Annotated in this window: 13 protein-coding genes; 6 read left to right on the forward strand and 7 right to left on the reverse strand. The window is 69.7% G+C overall.

The window, feature by feature from the left end; genetic code table 11:
* Nucleotides 1-337: 337 nt before the first annotated feature.
* The 3 genes from ubiA to HPS01S_RS14105 are packed head-to-tail and all read right to left on the reverse strand — an operon-like array spanning nucleotide 338 to nucleotide 3,167.
* Nucleotides 338-1,216 (reverse strand): 4-hydroxybenzoate octaprenyltransferase, encoded by an 879-nt coding sequence (gene ubiA, locus HPS01S_RS14095; RefSeq protein ID WP_066157262.1) that lies wholly within the window; start codon nucleotides 1,214-1,216, stop codon nucleotides 338-340.
* Entirely contained in the window at nucleotides 1,213-2,172 is a 960-nt protein-coding gene (locus tag HPS01S_RS14100; RefSeq protein ID WP_066157265.1) for a hydrogen peroxide-inducible genes activator, read from the reverse strand. The genes ubiA and HPS01S_RS14100 overlap by 4 nt, the downstream gene beginning before the upstream one ends.
* Nucleotides 2,169-3,167 carry a LysR family transcriptional regulator gene (locus HPS01S_RS14105; RefSeq protein WP_084397400.1) on the reverse strand — a complete coding sequence of 333 codons (999 nt, stop codon included), beginning with the start codon at nucleotides 3,165-3,167 and terminating at the stop codon, nucleotides 2,169-2,171. Before HPS01S_RS14105 ends, HPS01S_RS14100 begins: the two co-directional genes overlap by 4 nt.
* Before the next feature lie 139 nt (nucleotides 3,168-3,306).
* Here HPS01S_RS14105 and HPS01S_RS14110 point away from each other — a divergent pair, with 139 nt between their 5' ends.
* Nucleotides 3,307-4,542 carry an MFS transporter gene (locus tag HPS01S_RS14110; RefSeq protein ID WP_066157268.1) on the forward strand — a complete coding sequence of 412 codons (1,236 nt, stop codon included), beginning with the start codon at nucleotides 3,307-3,309 and terminating at the stop codon, nucleotides 4,540-4,542.
* Here HPS01S_RS14110 and recG read toward each other — a convergent pair.
* Nucleotides 4,531-6,642, reverse strand: coding sequence for an ATP-dependent DNA helicase RecG (recG, locus tag HPS01S_RS14115; protein ID WP_066157271.1), 2,112 nt, complete (start codon nucleotides 6,640-6,642; stop codon nucleotides 4,531-4,533). The two genes, HPS01S_RS14110 and recG, sit on opposite strands and share 12 nt — an antisense overlap.
* A 69-nt stretch (nucleotides 6,643-6,711) precedes the next feature.
* Between recG and queA the strand changes: the two genes are divergently transcribed.
* A complete protein-coding gene (gene queA / locus HPS01S_RS14120; RefSeq protein WP_066157274.1) occupies nucleotides 6,712-7,818 on the forward strand; it encodes a tRNA preQ1(34) S-adenosylmethionine ribosyltransferase-isomerase QueA in 1,107 nt (368 codons plus the stop codon).
* A gap of 3 nt (nucleotides 7,819-7,821) precedes the next feature.
* On the opposite strand, the gene HPS01S_RS14125 is transcribed toward queA, so the two are convergent.
* From HPS01S_RS14125 to HPS01S_RS14135, 3 genes are all read right to left on the reverse strand, one after another.
* Nucleotides 7,822-8,136, reverse strand: coding sequence for a non-heme iron oxygenase ferredoxin subunit (locus tag HPS01S_RS14125; protein ID WP_066157727.1), 315 nt, complete (start codon nucleotides 8,134-8,136; stop codon nucleotides 7,822-7,824).
* A 132-nt stretch (nucleotides 8,137-8,268) separates the two neighbouring features.
* Entirely contained in the window at nucleotides 8,269-8,751 is a 483-nt protein-coding gene (locus HPS01S_RS14130) for an aromatic-ring-hydroxylating dioxygenase subunit beta (protein WP_066157278.1), read from the reverse strand.
* The gene (locus HPS01S_RS14135) at nucleotides 8,748-10,046 is read right to left on the reverse strand and encodes an aromatic ring-hydroxylating dioxygenase subunit alpha (RefSeq protein WP_066157281.1); all 1,299 of its coding nucleotides are present in this window, start codon (nucleotides 10,044-10,046) and stop codon (nucleotides 8,748-8,750) included. Before HPS01S_RS14135 ends, HPS01S_RS14130 begins: the two co-directional genes overlap by 4 nt.
* A 107-nt stretch (nucleotides 10,047-10,153) precedes the next feature.
* Here HPS01S_RS14135 and HPS01S_RS14140 point away from each other — a divergent pair, with 107 nt between their 5' ends.
* The 4 genes from HPS01S_RS14140 (at nucleotide 10,154) to HPS01S_RS14150 (ending at nucleotide 13,239) form a co-directional block, all read left to right on the forward strand.
* Nucleotides 10,154-11,086 (forward strand): LysR family transcriptional regulator, encoded by a 933-nt coding sequence (locus HPS01S_RS14140; RefSeq protein ID WP_066157286.1) that lies wholly within the window; start codon nucleotides 10,154-10,156, stop codon nucleotides 11,084-11,086.
* A 161-nt stretch (nucleotides 11,087-11,247) separates the two neighbouring features.
* Nucleotides 11,248-11,403, forward strand: a complete 156-nt coding sequence (locus HPS01S_RS21830) for a hypothetical protein (protein ID WP_157576319.1) — start codon at nucleotides 11,248-11,250, stop codon at nucleotides 11,401-11,403.
* Between the two features lie 46 nt (nucleotides 11,404-11,449).
* Nucleotides 11,450-12,718: a PQQ-dependent sugar dehydrogenase gene (locus tag HPS01S_RS14145; protein ID WP_066157289.1), complete on the forward strand. Its 1,269-nt coding sequence runs from the start codon at nucleotides 11,450-11,452 to the stop codon at nucleotides 12,716-12,718.
* Between the two features lie 140 nt (nucleotides 12,719-12,858).
* Entirely contained in the window at nucleotides 12,859-13,239 is a 381-nt protein-coding gene (locus HPS01S_RS14150) for a c-type cytochrome (RefSeq protein WP_066157293.1), read from the forward strand.
* The last annotated feature ends 2 nt before the right edge of the window (nucleotides 13,240-13,241 follow it).

The following is a 13,241-nucleotide window of genomic DNA, read 5'->3' on the forward strand; positions in this document are numbered from 1 at the left end:
TATGCGTTGTACTCCGGGCGAACGAGCTTCAACGAGAGGCGAGCCGTTCCTTCTGGGAGACAGAACGGTGAGTTTCCTCATTGGTCGGGAAGTTGCGCTTCGCCGCATGAGCCCTAGTTTGTCGCTGCGGGCCGGCCACCTCCAAATTAAAGGTCCGCTTCTGGCCGCAAGCCGTCACAAAGCCGCCCCCAAACAGTCCCGCCTCACTCGCACAAGCGGTGCGCTCTGCGCAGCGGCATAAAGGGGGAGGAAGGCGCAGCCGGCCGGAGGACAGCCGCGGAGCAGAGCGCGCCGCTTGTGCAGGCTAAAGCAGCGCCCCGACTAAAACGCTAGCCGCTCAAACCAACCCGAGCACAACCCCCACAAACACCGTGAACCCTAGCCAGTGGTTCAGACGGAAGGCCTTGAAGCAGCCGTCGCGCGTGCGGTCCTTGATGAGCCGCCAGTGCCAGGCCACCTGGGCCAGCGCCACCACCAGCATGGCGCCCCAGACCACGGGGTTCACCTGCTCCCAGAGCACGGCCGTCCAGACGCTCAGGAACACCAGATAGAACGCCGTCACAGCCGGCACGTCGGCGTCGCCGAGCGTGATGGCCGAGGTCTTCATGCCGATCTTCAGGTCGTCGTCGCGGTCCACCATGGCGTATTCGGTGTCGTAAGCCAGCACCCAGAACAGGTTGCCCGCCATCAGCGCCCAGGCCTGCCAGGGCACGACCTCGGTCACGGCGGCGAACGCCATCGGGATGCCGAAGCTGAAGGCCACACCCAGCACCGCCTGCGGCATGGAGACGTGGCGCTTGGCGTACGGATAGATCAGCGACAGCACCAGACCGAGCACCGACCAGGCGATGGTCGCGGTGTTGGTGGTCAGCACCAGCAGGAAGGCCACGAAGGCCAGCACGCCACCCACCGCCAGCGCCTCCTTCACGCCCACGCGCCCGCTGGTCACGGGCCGCTGCGCGGTGCGCTTGACGTGTTTGTCGAACTCGCGGTCGGCCACGTCGTTGACGCAGCAGCCGGCGCTGCGCATCAGGATGGTGCCCAGCACGAACACCACCAGCAGGTGCCAGCCCGGAAAGCCCTGCGCAGCAATCCACAGCGCCGAGAGCGAAGGCCAGAGCAGCAGCAGCCAGCCGGCGGGCCGGTTCCAGCGGATCAGGTCGAGGTAGAGCGCCAGCTTGGACGGGCGCGGTTCGGGCAATGCAGCGGAGCTCATGACAGTCTCTTCACACCCGGCAGTTCGCAGGCATACACGGCGTTGCGCAGTTCGGCGATGGCTTCGTAGCGGGTGAAGCTGCGCCGCCAGGCCAGCACCACGCGCCGCGTGGGCGGGTCGCCGTCGAACGGCAGGTAATGCACGAAGGAGGCGTCGCCCAGGTCCTGCGAGTTGTCGGCCGAACCGTCGAGCGCCGAGCGCGGCACCGACAGGCGCGGCACGAGGGTCACGCCCATGCCCGCGGCCACCATGTGCTTGATGGTCTCCAGCGACGAGCCCTCGAAGCTCTTGCGGATGCCCTCGGTGTCGCTGGAGAAGCGCGCGAACTCGGGGCAGACCTCCAGCACGTGGTCGCGGAAGCAGTGCCCCGTGCCCAGCAGCAGCATGGTCTCGTTCTTGATCTCGTCGGTGGTGATGGCCTTGCGCTTGGCCAGCGGGTGGCTGGCCGGCACGGCGGCCATGAAGGGCTCGTCGTACAGCGGCGCGATGGCGAGGTTGGTGTCCGGGAACGGCTCGGCCAGGATGGCGCAGTCGATCTCGCCCAGGCGCAGCTGCTCCAGCAGCTTGACGGTGAAGTTCTCCTGCAGCATCAGCGGCATCTGCGGCGTGCGCTCGATGACCTGGCGCACCAGGTTGGGCAGCAGGTAGGGGCCGATGGTGTAGATCACGCCCAGCTTGAGCGGCCCGGCCAGCGGGTCCTTGCCGCGCTTGGCGATCTCCTTGATCGCGGCGGCCTGCTCCAGCACGGTCTGCGCCTGGCGCACGATCTGCTCGCCCAGCGGCGTGACGGCGATCTCGCTGGCGTTGCGCTCGAAGATCTTGAGCTCCAGCTCTTCTTCTAGCTTCTTGATCGCCACGGACAGCGTAGGCTGCGACACGAAACAGGCCTCGGCGGCCTTGCCGAAGTGCTTTTCGCGCGCCACGGCCACGATGTATTTCAGTTCCGTCAGGGTCATGGCTGTATTTTGCTCTCGGACGCCGCGCCGCCTGCGCCCATGGGCATGTCGTCCAACCCGGACAGGCCCGGGAGCCCCCCGTCCAGCACCGGCATGTCCGCCAGGCGGTCCAGCACCACCTCGCGCACGCAGTGCCTCAGCCATCGGTGCGCCGGGTCGGCGCTGTACCGCGGGTGCCAGATCAGGGACACGGAGAACGCCGGCACCTGCACCGGCAAGGCTGCGCTGTGCATGCCCTCGCGCAGGCTGTGGGTGTGGCGCTCGGGCACGTTGGCGATGTAGTCGGTGGCACGCGCCAGCGCCAGTGCCGCGGAAAAGCTGCCCACGCTCAGGTCGACCTGGCGCCGCAGCCCCAGACGCTCCAGCGCCAGGTCCACACCCTCCTGCCCGCCCGTGCGATGGGCCACGCCGATGTGACGGCCGGCGACGTAGGACTGCGGCTCGTGAAGCCGGCCGGCCAGCGGATGCCCCTGGCGCACCACCGAGACAAACCGGTCGCTGAACAGCGCCTGGGCCCGCAACTCCGGCGCCAGCGCCGGCCCCACCACCGCAGTTTCCAGATCGGCCAGACCTTCCCGCAAGGCCGCGCTGTCCCGATCGGTCTTTTGCTCGAAGCACAGGCGCACGCCCGGCGCCTGCGCCGCCACACGCTCGACCAGCGCAGCGCCGAAGTTCTCGACAAAGCCCTCGCGGTTGCGCAGGGTGAAGGTCCGATGCAACTGCTGAAGGTCGAGTACCTCCGCGGGTTGCAGCACCTCCACGCTGTCCTGCACCAGTTGGCGGACCTGCTCCCGCAACGCCAGGGCACGGGGCGTGGGCACCAGGCTGCGCCCGGCCCGGACCAGCAGCGGATCTCCCGTGGTGGCCCGCAACCGCGCCAGCGCCCGGCTCATGGCCGAGGCGCTCAGGCGCAGCCGGCGGGCCGCCCCCGCCACGCTGCCTTCCTGCAGCAGGACATCCAGCGTGAACAGCAGGTTGAGATCGGGCGTGGGCATGGCCGCACCATAGCGCAAACCCGTCATACATGGCGTCAGACGCAACATATCAATGCAACCCATGCGTCTTCCGCCATGTCATGCAAAAAAATACAGTGCCCTCACGCCTGCTGTGCAGGACTTTTGAGGAAACGCCACCATGTCCCAATTTCTTTCCCACCGGCCCGGCCCCACAGGCGCCCTGGCCGGTCTTTCGCTCTCGGTGCTGCTGTCGTCGCTGGGCACCAGCATGGCCAATGTGAGCCTGCCCAGCCTGACGCAGGCGTTCGGCGCATCGTTCCAGCAGGTGCAGTGGGTGGTGCTGTCCTACCTGCTGGCCATGACGGCGCTGGTCGTCGTGGCCGGGCGGCTGGGCGACCGCCTGGGCCGGCGCCGCCTGCTCATGGCGGGTCTGCTACTGTTCACCCTGGCCTCGGTCCTGTGTGCCCGCGCGCCGAACCTGGAAGCCCTGGTGGCGGCCCGTGCCCTCCAGGGCCTGGGGGCCGCGACGATGATGACGCTCGCCATGGCCATGACGGGCGAGACCGTAGGCAAGGAGCGCACCGGCAGCGCCATGGGCTGGCTGGCCAGCATGTCGGCGGTGGGCACCGCGCTCGGGCCGTCGGTCGGCGGCCTGCTGATCGCCTGGCTGGGCTGGCGCGCCATGTTCCTGTCCACGCTGCCCCTGAGCCTGCTGACCCTCTGGCTGGTCCACCGGCACCTGCCGGCGCCCGCCCCGGTGTCTGCGTCCCGAAGCGGCACGCCGGCGGGGGGCGCGGCGCTCTGGCAAGGGACCGCGCTGGGTGCCAGCCTGGTCATGAACGCGCTGGTGGCCACGGTCATGATGGCCACACTGGTGATCGGCCCGTTCTTCCTGTCCGGTGGCCTGGGGCTGGAGACAGTCTGGGTTGGGGCCGCGATGTCGGCCGGACCGATGATGTCCATGGTGTTCGGCTTCGTGGCCGGGAAACTGGTGGACCGCTGGGGCGCGGCGCACACGCTGCGCATCGGCCTGCTGGTCATGCTGGCCGGCGCGCTGGGGCTGGCGGTGCTGCCCGGTCCGTGGGGTCTGGCGGGCTACCTGCTCGCCATCTCGGTCCTGACCCCGGGCTACCAGCTGTTCCAGGCCGCCAACAACACGGCCACCCTGACCCGGCTGCCCGCGGCGCGCCGGGGCGAGGTTTCCGGCCTGCTGAACCTGGCGCGCAACCTGGGCCTGATGGCCGGGGCCTCGGTCATGGGCTGGGTGTTTGCCTGGGTCACCACGGAGCCCGCCGCCGCATCGCCTGCGACCCTGCTGCACGGTGTGCAGGTCACGTTCGGGGCCGCGGCCGGACTGCTCGTGCTGTCCATGTTCGTGGGCCGCACGCCCCGCCCGGCGGCGTCAGGCCTTTAGATACTCGGCCTTGGTGCCGAGCCAGCGGCCCACATGCCGCTCGGCGGCTTCGGGGAACCTGACGAGCATCTGCGCCGCCGCCTCGCGGGCCCATTCGAGCAGATGGGTGTCGGTGGCCAGGTCGGCAAAACGCAGCAGCGGCGCGCCCGACTGGCGGGCGCCGAGGAACTCGCCGGGGCCGCGGATCTCCAGGTCGCGGCGCGCGATCTCGAAGCCGTCGTTGGTCTCGGCCATGGCCCTGAGCCGTTCGCGCGCAGTCTCGCCCAGGCGCCCGCCTTCGTTGGGTGTGTAGAGCAGCACGCAGGCCGAGGCCGCCGCGCCGCGACCCACCCGCCCGCGCAGCTGGTGCAGCTGCGACAGCCCGAAGCGCTCGGCGTGTTCGATCACCATCAGCGAGGCGTTGGGCACGTCCACGCCCACCTCGATCACCGTGGTCGAGACCAGCACCCCCATGTGGCCACCGCTGAACAGGCCCATCACCGCCTTCTTCTCGGCCACCGGCATGCGCGAGTGCAAGAGCCCGACGAGCACACCCGGCAGCAGCTGGGAGAGTTCGGCGTGCGTCTCGGTGGCGTTCGACAGGTCGATGGCTTCGCTCTCTTCGATCAGCGGGCAGACCCAGTAGACCTGCCGGCCCTCGGCCACCTGTGCGCGGATGCGCTCGATCACCTCGTAGCGGCGGCTGTCGGACACCACCTTGGTCACGATGGGCGTGCGGCCCGGCGGCAGCTCGTCGATGGTCGAAACGTCGAGGTCGGCGTAGTAACTCATCGCCAGCGTTCGGGGGATCGGAGTAGCGCTCATCATCAACAGGTGGGGCTCCCCCGCGCCCAGTTCAGGGCCACCCATCTTGGACCGCAGCGCCAGCCGCTGCGCCACGCCGAAGCGGTGCTGCTCGTCGATGATGGCCAGGGCCAGGTTTTTGAACTGCACCTGGTCCTGGATCACCGCGTGCGTGCCGACCACCAGCGCGGCCTCGCCGCTGGCGATGAGCGCCAGCATCTCCGTGCGCTGCTTTTTCTTCTGGCTGCCGGTGAGCCAGGCCACGCGCTTGCCCAGCGGTTCGAGCAGCGGTTTCAGCCAGCCGATGAGCTTGGCGAAATGCTGCTCGGCCAGGATCTCGGTCGGCGCCATCAGCGCGCACTGCCAGCCGCTGTCGATGGCGATGGCGGCGGCCAGCGCGGCCACCACGGTCTTGCCCGAGCCCACGTCGCCCTGCAGCAGCCGGTGCATGGGCACCTGGCGCTGCAGGTCGCGCGCGATCTCTTCGCCGACGCGGCGCTGCGCGGCCGTCAGCGCGAACGGCAGCACGGTCAGCAACTGCTCGTGCAGACCACCCACCTTGGCCGACAGACCCGGCGCGCGCAAGGCGTCGCGCTCACGCTTGGCCTGCAGCTGCGAGAGCTGCTGGGCCAGCAACTCTTCGGCCTTGAGCCGCTGCCAGGCCGGGTGGCTGCGGTCTTCCAGCGCCCCGAGCGACACGTCCGGCCCCGGGTGGTGCAGGTATTCCAGCGCCTGGCGCAGCGACATCAGCGGCGCGCGCAGGCCCCGCAGCGTCTCCTGCAGCGAGGTCAGCACCGGCTGCGGCAGGGTCTCGCTGAGGTCGGCGCGCTTGAGGCCCGACACCACGGCCTTGCGCAGGTAGACCTGCGGGAGCTGGGCGCTGGTGGGGTAGACGGGGGTCAGCGCCTCGGGCAGTTCGCCGCCGGCCACGTGAAAGGCCGGGTGCATCATGGTCTTGCCCATGAAGCCGCCGCGCACCTCGCCCCGCACGCGCACCCGTGCGCCGACCGCCAGCGTCTTCTGGTGCGAGGGATAGAAGCTGAAGAAGCGCAGGGTGCAGGTGTCGGACCCGTCGTCCAGAGTGACCAGCAGCTGGCGGCGCGGCCGGTACTGGATGTCCTGCTTCGTGACGGTGCCCTCGACCTGCACCACCTCGCCGTCGCGCGCGTCGTGCAGGGCGACGATGCGGGTCTCGTCCTCGTAGCGCAGCGGCAGGTGCAGCGCCAGGTCGATGTCGCGCACCAGGCCGAGCTTGTGCATGGCTTTCTGCGGAGCAGAGAGTTCCTTGCGCGGTACGGTGGACGGGGCGTCGGGCATGGGACAATTCTGCCTGTACTTCCATCCATATCCCCACTTGGAACGGGCCCTGTCCGGCCCTCAAGCAGCATGACTTCTTCTTCGTCCTCTTCGGCCCGCCACTTCACCGTCGCCGACTTCGATTTCTCCCTCCCCGAACACCTGATTGCCCAGCACCCGGCCGCCGAACGCAGCGCCTCGCGCCTGCTCGACGGCACCGGCGAACTGCCGGTGGACCGCATCTTCCGCGAGCTGCCCGGCCTGCTGCAGCCGGGCGACCTGCTGGTGTTCAACGACACCCAGGTGGTCAAGGCTCGGCTGTTCGGCGAGAAGGCCAGCGGCGGCAAGCTGGAGTTGCTGATCGAGCGCGTGCTGCTGCCGCACGAGGCACTGGACGGCTCGCCCAACGAGGTCGTCGGCCACCTGCGCGTGAGCAAGAAGCCCTTGCCCGGCGGGCGGCTGCACCTGGCGGGCGGTTTGAAAGGCGGCGGCTTCGACGCGGTGTTCATCGGCCGCTGGCCCGACGAACACGGCCAGCTGTTCCGCCTGCGGCTCGAAGGCCCGGCGGGCGAAGACCCGTACACGCTGATGGCGCGCCACGGCCATGTGCCGCTGCCGCCCTACATCACCCACGCCGACGAAGCCGACGACGAACGCCGCTACCAGACCGTGTTCGCGCGCGTGCCCGGCGCCGTCGCCGCGCCCACCGCTGCGCTGCACTTCGACGAGGGCGTGTTGTCCGCCCTGGAGGCGCGCGGCGTGCGGCGCGCCAACGTGACGCTGCACGTGGGCGCCGGCACCTTCGCGCCCATGAAGACCGAGCGCATCGAAGAGCACGTGATGCACCACGAGCGCTACGCCATCCCGCCCGCCACCGTTCAGGCGATCGAAGACTGCCGCGCGCGCGGCGGCCGCGTGGTCGCCGTGGGAACGACCACGGTGCGCACGCTGGAGAGCTGGGCGAAGACCGGCGAGCTGCAGGGCGACACCAACATCTTCATCACGCCGGGTTTCGAGTTCCTCGTGGTCGATGTGCTGGTGACCAACTTCCACCTGCCCAAGAGCACGCTGATGATGCTGGTCAGCGCCTTCGCGGGCTACGACCATGTGATGGCGCTCTACCGCCACGCCGTGGCGCAGGGCTACCGCTTCTTCAGCTACGGCGACGCGATGCTGCTGGCGCGGCGCACCGCCTGAGGGTCAGGCGCCGAGATTCAAGTAGACGCGTCCGCCCTCGACCTTCGCTGGCCAGACCTTGATCGGCTGGGTGCAGGGCGGCAGCGTGGCGTCGCCCGTGCGCAGGTCGAAACGGCCCTGGTGGAACGGGCACTCGATCTCGTGCCCCTCCACGAAGCCGTCGCACAGCTTGGCGTTGCCGTGGGTGCAGAGGTTGTCGGTGGCGAACACCTCGCCCTCCACCGAGAACAGCGCGATGTCGCGCCCGCCCGGCGCCACCGGGATGCCCGCGCCTTCGAACAGATCGGCCTCGGCGGCCACGTCGGTCCAGTTGCTCATGAAGTGCTCCTGCATTGTCAAAGTCATGTCCAGCGCGAAATGCCTGTTCGGGGATGCGGTGGAACCGGCTCTGCCGGGCCACTCGCATCGCCCCCTTGAGGGGGTGACGCCGCAGGCGGCGCAGGGGTGGGCCTATATCGGGTAGATGATCGAGTTCGGGATCATCTCGCTGTCGTAGACGCAGAGACGTTGCGCGAACTTCAGTCCGTCGGGCGTCTTCGCCACGATGTCCAGGTAGCGCCCGACGTTGAACACCGTGCTGGGGCCGTCGAGCTTGGTGCGGAACACCGCGTAGTTGGCCTCGCAGTGCAGGCGGCCCTGCTCGTCAATCTGACGGACGACGGGTGCGCCCACCACGTGGCGCTGGTAGTACGGGTCGTGGAACAGCGTTTCCTTGATGCCGTAGACACGGTCGCGCAGCATGGCCTGGCTGTCGAAGGCCAGTGTGGACAGCGGAAAGCCGCGCTCGTGGTTCTCGCGCGGCTGCAGCTTGTAGACGCAGTCCGTCGTGAAGAAGGTCGGCCAGAGGTCCCAGTCGCCGCTGTCGACGGCCGAGGCGTAGTCGCTGTAGAGCGCCTGCAGGGCCTGGAAGGTCTCGAAGTCGAGGGTGCTCATGCGGCACCTCCATCGCATTTTTCAGGCGCTTCCATGACTTTCCGCCAGTACTCGTACATCCCGCGGATCAGCGTCTCCGTCACCATGTGGTCGGTCTCGCCCACCTCGCGCCCGCCCAGCTCGGCCAGTGCCCGGTGCTGCGGCTTGCTGTCGAAGGCCTGCTGCGAGAACTCGATCACCTCGCCGTCGTCGGCGCTGACGAAACCGGCCGGGCCGAAGAGATTGGCCTGGCGCAGGCGGCGCTGCGTCATCTCGGGCGTGTCGTCCTCGAAGCCGAAGTGCGTCCAGACGAAGTCGAAGGCGCCGTGGCCGTCGGGCTGGATGTGGCGCGTGCTCACACTGTTGACCTGCTGCTGGAAGATGACGCTCGGAAAGAGTGTCGTCATCACCGCGGTCGGCATCTGGTCGTCCATCTGCCACCAGGGCTCGGGCACGATGTCCAGGAAGCGCGGATCTTCCAGCTGCATGCTCTCCTTGAAGCTCGACACCTGGGTCACCTGCGCCGCCTGGCCACTGGCCTGGCCCATGCTGCCCCGGGTGGAGACCATGGCCGCGTGGCGGTGGTGTGCGTCCATTCGCAGCTCGCTCTTGTTGTCGGCGCGCCAGAGGCCGAAGGTGACGAACCAGGTGTGCAGCAGGCCCGGGTGGTACGGGTCCTTGATGTTCTCCTGCATCAGCTTCCAGTTGCCCGGGATGCGCTGGCGGTTGTAGCCGAGGATGGTGAGCTTGCGACCATTGAACAGGCGGTCGAAGTACTGGAGGACGGTCGGCCCCATGTAGTCCTCGAGCGACTCCACGTCGTGGTCGAAGCTCGCGAACACCACGCCGCCGCGCACGGCCACCTTCAGCCGCGTCAGGCCGTGGTCCTTGGGGTTGAAGTCGGCCGGCATGCCGCCGTTGACCTTGCCGTCCTGGCGCACGCCGCGCCGGAACGGCACACCCTGCAGCGTGCCGTCGGGCTGGTAGCTCCACTGGTGGTAGGGGCAGACGAACTCGGTGGCGTTGCCGTGGCGCTTGCGGCAGAAGCGCATGCCGCGGTGCGCGCAGACGTTCTCCACCACGTGGATCTGGCCGTCGGCCGCGCGGGTCATGATCACCGAGCGCTCGCCGACCACGGTGCGCTTGAAATCACCGGGGTTCGGGATCTCGGCTTCGAGGCCGACGTAGCACCAGTGGCCTTGGTAGAAGAGGCGTTCGAGTTCGCGCTGGTGGCGTTGCTCGTCGGTGTAGACGGCGAACGGGATGCGGCTGGTGCCGCCGGCCTCCCAGTGCAGGGCGTCGGGGGAAACGGACATGGCTGTCTCCGGAGGTGTTCTTGTGAGCCGCATGATCGCGGCCGGCCGGCCATCCGGCAAGGGAATCGGCGTGATACGCTGTATTCACCACCTGAATATTCAGACCCATGAAGCTCACCGACATCGACCTCAACCTGCTGGTGGTGTTTGACCGCCTGGTGCAGGACGGCCGGGTCTCCCGCGTGGCCGAGTCGCTGGGCCTGAGCCAGCCGGCGGTGAGCAACGCGCTGCGGCGGCTGCGCGACCTGCTGGACGACGAGCTGTTCCTGCGCACGCCCAGCGGCATGGCGCCCACACCCTACGCGCTGCAGCTGGCCGAACCGGTGGCGCAGGCGCTGCGGGGGCTGCAGGGCGCGCTGAACGTGCGCGCCAGCTTCGACCCGGCCACCAGCGAACGCTGCTTCACCCTGGCCATGACCGACGTGGGCGAGATCTACTTCCTGCCGGTGCTGATGGACGCGCTGGCGCGCGAGGCGCCGGGCGTGACGCTGCGCTGCGTGCCGGTGGCCGACGCGGCGCTGCGCGAGGACATGGCGGCCGGCCGGGTCGATCTGGCGCTGGGCTCGCTGCCGCAGCTGCAGGCCGGCTTCTTCCAGCAGGCGCTGTTCCGCCAGCGCTACGTGGCGCTGATGCGCGCCGGCCACCCGCTGGCGGCGGGCGACGCGCCGCTGAACGCCACCCAGTACCGGCAGGCCGCCCACGTGCGCGTGGTCTCGGCCGGCACCGGCCACGGCCAGGTCGACGAGGCCCTGCAGCGCCTGGGCGTGGCGCGGCAGGTGCAGCTGACCGTGCCGCACTACGTGGCGCTGGGCCAGGTGCTGGGCAGCACCGACCTGGTGGCCACCGTGCCCGAGCGGCTGGCCGAGCGCCTGGCCGGCCCGCACGCGCTGGTGGCGCGCCCGCTGACGCTGCGCCTGCCGGCCAGCACCATCGCCCAGCTCTGGCACGCCCACCTGCACCGCGACGCTGGCCACCAGTGGCTGCGCGGCCTGGTGGCGCAGCACTTCGGCACCGCCGCCGGGGCCGTGGACAGCCCCTGAAGCGGCGACAAGGTATCCAGTGGTCACAGGCTTCGCTACAAAAGTGCTACAACCCGGCCTTCGGATGTGACTTTTGTGCAGCAGCCGTGAACACGCCCGACTGCAGGACCCGGTCGCACGGGCACAATACCGCCCACCTTCCCGCCGCCGAAAGTCTGTCCGTGATCGAAATGCTGTTCCGCCTGGGTATCGCCCTGCTGCTGTCCGTGAGCCTGGCCCTGCTGCTGGCCTGGGGCTGGTCCAGTTCGGACGAACGCACCGAGTCGGCGGCGGTCACAGTCGAGCCCTCGGCCGAATCCTCCACACCGGCTCACTGACCTGGGCGTGGGCTGGGCGAGCCGCCACGCGGTTCACAATGGCCCGATGAAACGACGTCGCTGCCTCCCGCTGGCGCTGGCTGGCCTCATCGCCCTGCCCGTCGCGGGACGGGCGGAGCCCGAGGCCTCCCGCTACGCCACCCAGGGCCGCTGCGCCGGCTATCCCCGCATTGCACTGACCGCACCCAAGGGCTGGTGCGTGGGCCTGGTGGCCGACGCGCGCGACGGCCTGCAGATGCCGCGCCGCCTGGTCGAGGTGTCCCCCGGCCGCTTCTGGATCACCGACATGGGCAACTGGGAGCCCCGCCGCGGGCGCCTGCTGGAGCTGCGGGTGGACGGACAGCCGGGCGACGCGGACCGGGTGACGGTGCTGGCCCGAGGGCTGGACCGCCCGCACGGGCTCGCGCGCGGCCCCGATGGCAAGGTCTATGTGGGCGAGGCCGGCACGGTCTGGCGCACGCCCACCGCCGTGTTCGCCCGCGAAGACCTGCTCAAGGACCTGCCCGCCGACGGCGCGCACCCGCTCAAGGAGCTGGCCTTCGGCCGCAAGGGGCGCCTCTATATCAATATGGGGTCGGCCAGCGACGCCTGCCGGGACGAGCACCAGCAGCAGCCCCTGCCCTGCCCGGAAACCGCGGGACCCCTTCCCCGGGCCGCGGTGTACGAAACCACCCTGGTCGGCCCGGACCTGAAACCGCAGACACCGAAGCCCTTTGCCACCGGCCTGCGCAACTCGCTGGGCCTGGCGCTCACCCAGGACGCGGCGGGCAGGACCGAACGCATCTGGCAGGCAGAGAACTCGGTCGACTACAGCGACGCCAAAGCCCCGGCCGAGGAGCTCAACGAACTCGAACGCGGCGCGCACCACGGCTGGCCCTACTGCGTCAGCGATGCGCAGGGCCGCAGCGTGGTGGCGCGCGGCTACGAGCAGCGCGCGCAGTGCGCCCGCCGACAGGCCCACCGCCCACCGTTCCAGGCCTGGCCGGCCCATGTGGCGCCGCTGCAGCTGCTGGCCGTGCCACCCGCGGCCGCCGGCCAGCCCGAACACCCGTGGAGCGGACGGCTGCTGGCGGTCTGGCACGGCTACCGCGCCCAGGGCCACCGCATCGTGGCCTGGCGCCTCGGCCCCGACGGCCGCCCGACCGGCGCGCGCGAGAACATCGTCTCCGGCTGGCGGGTCATGCCCGGCATCCGCCCGCAGGGCAACCCGGCCGGTGCCACGGTCGATCACCGGGGCTGGCTGTGGATCGTCGAGGACCGCAACCGCACCGTGCTGGTGGTGGCGCCCGAGACGCGAAGCAGCGGCGGTTCCTGAGACAGCAACACCTGTGGCGCCGCAGCCACCGCCCGTCTCATCCTGAGACGGAGCCCCGGCGCCTTGACAAGGATCAATCCGCGGCCCGGGAGCGCTGATAGCCTGAGGACGTTCCCCCCAGAAACCCACGGAGTCCTCCCATGAAACGCACCCTGATCGCCCTCTCGGCCACCCTGCTGGCCGCCACCGCCTGGGCCGGCCCGGCCGAAGACCAGGCCGCCCTCAAGCTCGCCACCGGCGCCGGCTGCATGACCTGCCACAACATCGAGCCCGGAGCCAAGGGCCCGAACGGCATGGCGCCCATCGGCCCGGCCTGGCGCGATGTCGCCGCCAAGTACAAGAGCGTCAAAGGCGCCCAGCAGCAGCTGACCGCCACCGTGATGGCCGGCTCCAGCCCCTACGAGAGCCACTGGAAGGACAAGGTGTCCGGCCTGGCGATGCCGCCCAACAAGGTCGCGATCGCCGAAGCCGACGCGGCCAAGCTGGTGTCCTGGATCCTTGCTCTCGAGGTGAAGAAGTAAAG

Origin of the sequence: Hydrogenophaga pseudoflava NBRC 102511, assembly GCF_001592285.1 — a bacterium.
GTDB lineage: Bacteria > Pseudomonadota > Gammaproteobacteria > Burkholderiales > Burkholderiaceae_C > Hydrogenophaga > Hydrogenophaga pseudoflava.

Coding starts and splice junctions, on each gene's coding strand:
- ubiA (WP_066157262.1), bottom strand. CDS start 1,216: ATGAGCTCCGCTGCATTGCCCGAACCGCGCCCGTCCAAGCTGGCGCTC.
- HPS01S_RS14100 (WP_066157265.1), bottom strand. CDS start 2,172: ATGACCCTGACGGAACTGAAATACATCGTGGCCGTGGCGCGCGAAAAG.
- HPS01S_RS14105 (WP_084397400.1), bottom strand. CDS start 3,167: ATGCCCACGCCCGATCTCAACCTGCTGTTCACGCTGGATGTCCTGCTG.
- HPS01S_RS14110 (WP_066157268.1), top strand. CDS start 3,307: ATGTCCCAATTTCTTTCCCACCGGCCCGGCCCCACAGGCGCCCTGGCC.
- recG (WP_066157271.1), bottom strand. CDS start 6,642: ATGCCCGACGCCCCGTCCACCGTACCGCGCAAGGAACTCTCTGCTCCG.
- queA (WP_066157274.1), top strand. CDS start 6,712: ATGACTTCTTCTTCGTCCTCTTCGGCCCGCCACTTCACCGTCGCCGAC.
- HPS01S_RS14125 (WP_066157727.1), bottom strand. CDS start 8,136: ATGAGCAACTGGACCGACGTGGCCGCCGAGGCCGATCTGTTCGAAGGC.
- HPS01S_RS14130 (WP_066157278.1), bottom strand. CDS start 8,751: ATGAGCACCCTCGACTTCGAGACCTTCCAGGCCCTGCAGGCGCTCTAC.
- HPS01S_RS14135 (WP_066157281.1), bottom strand. CDS start 10,046: ATGTCCGTTTCCCCCGACGCCCTGCACTGGGAGGCCGGCGGCACCAGC.
- HPS01S_RS14140 (WP_066157286.1), top strand. CDS start 10,154: ATGAAGCTCACCGACATCGACCTCAACCTGCTGGTGGTGTTTGACCGC.
- HPS01S_RS14145 (WP_066157289.1), top strand. CDS start 11,450: ATGAAACGACGTCGCTGCCTCCCGCTGGCGCTGGCTGGCCTCATCGCC.
- HPS01S_RS14150 (WP_066157293.1), top strand. CDS start 12,859: ATGAAACGCACCCTGATCGCCCTCTCGGCCACCCTGCTGGCCGCCACC.